Below are 3,894 nucleotides of genomic sequence, written 5' to 3' on the forward strand. Positions count from 1 at the left end.
CCGGCATCCCGCGCCGTCGCAGGATGCCGGACCGGATCGCGGAGGCGCTCGCGGCGGCCCTGGCGGCGCAGGCGGTGTGCGCGCCGGTCGTGGTGGTGTTCGCGGCGCGGGTGAGCCTGGTCGCGATCCCGGCGAACCTGTTCGCGGAGTTCGCCGTCGCCCCGGCGACGGTGCTCGGCTTCGCCGCGCTCGCCCTGGCGCCGCTGTGGGCGCCGGCCGCGGAGGGAGTGGCCTGGGTGGCGGGGTGGCCGGCCGGGTGGATCGCCACGGTGGCTCGGAGGGGCGCGGCGCTGCCGGGTGCGGAGGTGGGCTGGCCGGGCGGTTGGTGGGGCGGTCTGGGGCTCGCGGTGCTCACGGCCCTGGTGGTGTTCGGCGCCCGTCGGTTGCCGTACAGGGGGGTGATCGGCGCGGTCCTGACCGTCGTGCTGGTCCTGGTGGTCGTTAGGCCGGCGCCGCTGGCACGGTGGGCCACCGGGTGGCCGCCGCCGGGCTGGGCGCTGGCCCTGTGCCAGGTGGGGCAGGGGGACGCCGTGGTGCTCGCGGCGGGCGGCGGCGCGGCCGTCGTCGTGGACGCGGGCCCGGAAGCGGGGCCGGTCGACCGCTGCCTGCGCGAACTCGGGGTGGAAGAGGTGCCGTTGATCGTCCTCACACACTTCCACGCGGATCACGTGGCGGGGCTGCCGGGGGTGTTGCGCGATCGCGCGGTGGGGGCCATCCAGACGACGGGGCTCCAGGAGCCGCCGGGGCAGGCGGCGTTCGTCCGGCGGACGGCGGCACAGGCGGGGGTGCCGCTGGTGCGCGCCGTGGCGGGGGAGCACCGCAGGATCGGTGCCCTGGAGTGGTGGGTGCTCTGGCCGGTCGCCGGGCGCCCCGCGCCGGGGACCGGGGCGAACGACTCCAGCGTCACCTTGCTCGTCCGGACCGCGGCCGGTGCGAGGTTGCTGCTGCTCGGGGACCTCGAACCACCGGCGCAGGCGGCCCTGTTGCGAAGCCGTCCGGAGCTGGGTCCGGTCGACGTGCTGAAGGTGGCCCATCACGGCTCGGCGCACCAGGACCCCGGGCTGATGCGGGCGGTGCGGCCACGGCTGGCACTGGTCTCGGCAGGGGCCGACAACCCGTACGGGCATCCCTCGCCCCGCACGGTGGCGGCGCTGGGCGCGGGCGGGGCGAGGGTCTTGCGGACGGACCGGGACGGGGCGATCGCGGTGGTGGGCGCGGGACCCGGGCTCGCCGCCGTGGCGAAGGGAGGGTGAGTGCCGAAGAGCGCTTGTAAAGGAATCTTTCTAAAGATACCTTTTCATCATGCCGGAGAAGAGTGGACCCCGCCCCAGCGAACCCCGCCCCGGAGAGGAGCAGCCCCGCAGCATCCGACTGACCGATCCCCGTGCCCTGCGGGCATACGCCCACCCCCTGCGGCTGACCCTGGTCGGCCTGCTCCGCAGCAACGGCCCCTTCACCGCCACCCGGGCCGCCGCCCTGACCGGGGAGTCCGTGGCCAGCTGCTCCTACCACCTGCGCATACTCGCCAAGTACGGCCTCGTGGAGGAGGCGCCCGGCGGGCACGGGCGGCAGAAGCCATGGCGGGCCACCGCCCAGTACACGGAATGGCCGGAGTACAGCGAGGACCCGGCGGTCGCGGAGGCCGCCGACGCGCTGAGCGCCGCCGTCGCCGAGCGCTACTTCGAGCGGTTCACCCGCGCCATGGAGAACCGGCGCGGCATTCCGAAGGAGTGGCGCGAGGCCGAACAGCTCGGCGACTCCCTGCTCCACCTCACCCCCGGGGAGCTGGCCGACCTGGGGAAGCGGATCGAGGAGTTGCTCCGGCCCTACGAGGAGCGGGAGAACGACCGTTCGCTCCGACCCGAGGGGGCCCGCGCCGTCAGCATCATGCGCATCGCCTACCTGGACCAGGACGTCCCCGCCGACGAGAAGGAGTGACCGAGGTGCCCCTCGCCGACCGCGTTCCCGCGCTGCTGCGCGAGCGTGTCTTCCGCCGGTACTGGACGGGACAGACCGTCTCCCTCGTCGGCGACCAGATCTCCCTCATCGCCATCCCGCTCGCCGCCGTCCTGGTCCTCGGCGCGGACGCCGCCTCCATGGGCTGGCTCAAGACCGCCGAACTGCTCCCCGCCCTCCTGCTCAACATGCCGCTCGGCGCCTGGGCCGACCGGCAGGCCCGCCGCCGGCACGTCATGATCGCCACCGACCTCGCACGGGCGGCGCTGCTCCTGACGCTGCCCGTCGCCTACGCCTTCGACGCCCTCACACTGGTCCAGCTGTACGGGGTCGCCTTCGCGGTCGGGGCGCTCACCGTGCTGTTCGAGGTCTGCAACAGCACGATCCTCGTCGCGCTCGTTCCCACCGACCGCTATGTGCAGGCCAATTCGCTGGTGAACGGCAGCCGTTCGGCGTCCTGGCTGGCCGGCCCCGGCATCGGCGGCCTGCTCGTGCAGTTCCTCACCGCCCCCTTCGCCCTGGTGGCCGACGCCCTCACCTACCTGGTGTCGGCCGGATACCTGGCACGGATACGACCCGAGGAGCCCCCGGCCGCCCCCGCGGGCAAAGGCCACTTCACCGAAGGGCTCCGCTGGGTGATCCGGGAGCGCTCCATGCGCGTGCTGTTCGCGGCCTCCGGCACCGTGCAGTTCTTCAACTACATGTTCCACACCCTCTTCGTGCTCTACGCGACCGCTGAACTCGGCCTGAGCGCGGGAGTGCTGGGAGCGGTGCTCGCCGCGGGTGCCGTCGGCGGACTGCTCGGTGCCGTGCTGAGCGGCACGGTGGTCCGCAGGATCGGCATCGGGCCCTCCATCGTCGCCGGCTTTCTCGGCTTCACCGCGCCGCTGGTCCTCATACCCCTGGCCGACGGTCCGTTCCCGCTGGTCGTCGGCCTGCTGTTCGTCGCGGAGTTCCTCTCCTGCGTGGGCGTCATGCTCGTGGACATCGCCGCCGGCTCCTTCCAGATGGCGGTGATACCCGATGGGATCCGGGCCCGGGTGATGGGCGCCTTCCGTACGCTCAACCACGGGTTCCGCCCGGTCGGCGCGCTCGCCGGCGGTCTGCTCGGCACCGCCCTCGGTCTTCGCCCCACGCTGTGGATCGCCACCGTCGGAGCCATGCTCGCCGTCCTGTGGATCCTGCCCTCGCCCCTGGCCCGGATGCGCCAACTCCCCTCCAGGGAAGGGGAACCGGCACCCGTCACGTGATCTGCCCGGTCGGGCAGACTGGCCGCATGACCACTCAGCAGACCGGGGGCGGACCCGCCCCGACCACCCTCCCGCCGACCGGGGCCCACGAGGCCCCGACCGGCCTCCTGCCGGCCGCCACCGTCGACGCGTACCTGCGCCGTATCGGGGCGGACCGGCCCGACCGCGCGGACGCCCACGCCCTGAGTGACCTCCACGTGCGCCACCTGCGCGGCGTCCCCTTCGAGAATCTCTCGATCCATCTCGGCGAGCCCGTCGTGCTGGACGAGAGGGCGCTGGTCGACAAGGTGGTGGAGAGGCGCAGGGGCGGCTTCTGCTACGAGGTCAACACCGCGTTCGCCGCGCTCCTGCGGTCACTCGGCTTTCAGGTCTCCCTCCTCCAGGGGCGCGTCTTCGACCCGGCGGGGCGGCCCGGCATCCCGTACGACCACATGGCGCTCCTGGTCCTGACGGAGGACGGGCGGCGGTGGCTCGCGGACGTCGGCTTCGGCGAGCACAGCCACCATCCGCTCGCCTACGACGAGCGCGGCGAGCAGAAGGACCCGGCCGGGACCTTCCTCGTACGGGAGACGGCCGAGGGCGACCTGGACGTGCTGTACGAGGGAAAGCCGCAGTACCGGCTGGAGACGCGCCCGCGCGAACTCGCCGACTTCGCCGCCGGTGCCTGGTACCACCAGACGTCGCCCGC

Annotated in this window: 4 protein-coding genes; all 4 read left to right on the forward strand. The window is 73.5% G+C overall.

All coding sequences use genetic code 11. The features are described from left to right. The coding region (locus RIF68_RS30270; protein ID WP_309054467.1) for a ComEC/Rec2 family competence protein at positions 1-1,253 on the forward strand (1,253 nt) is incomplete at its 5' end. 49 nt (positions 1,254-1,302) lie between these two features. Beyond that, the gene (locus RIF68_RS30275) at positions 1,303-1,938 is read left to right on the forward strand and encodes a helix-turn-helix domain-containing protein (protein ID WP_309054468.1); all 636 of its coding nucleotides are present in this window, start codon (positions 1,303-1,305) and stop codon (positions 1,936-1,938) included. Next, the gene (locus tag RIF68_RS30280) at positions 1,935-3,206 is read left to right on the forward strand and encodes an MFS transporter (protein ID WP_309054469.1); all 1,272 of its coding nucleotides are present in this window, start codon (positions 1,935-1,937) and stop codon (positions 3,204-3,206) included. The genes RIF68_RS30275 and RIF68_RS30280 overlap by 4 nt, the downstream gene beginning before the upstream one ends. Positions 3,207-3,232: 26 nt before the next feature. Then, a partial coding sequence (locus RIF68_RS30285) for an arylamine N-acetyltransferase (protein ID WP_309054470.1) occupies positions 3,233-3,894 on the forward strand: 662 nt, incomplete at its 3' end.

Origin of the sequence: Streptomyces sp. (genome assembly GCF_031178505.1) — a bacterium.
Lineage (GTDB): Bacteria > Actinomycetota > Actinomycetes > Streptomycetales > Streptomycetaceae > Streptomyces > Streptomyces gulbargensis.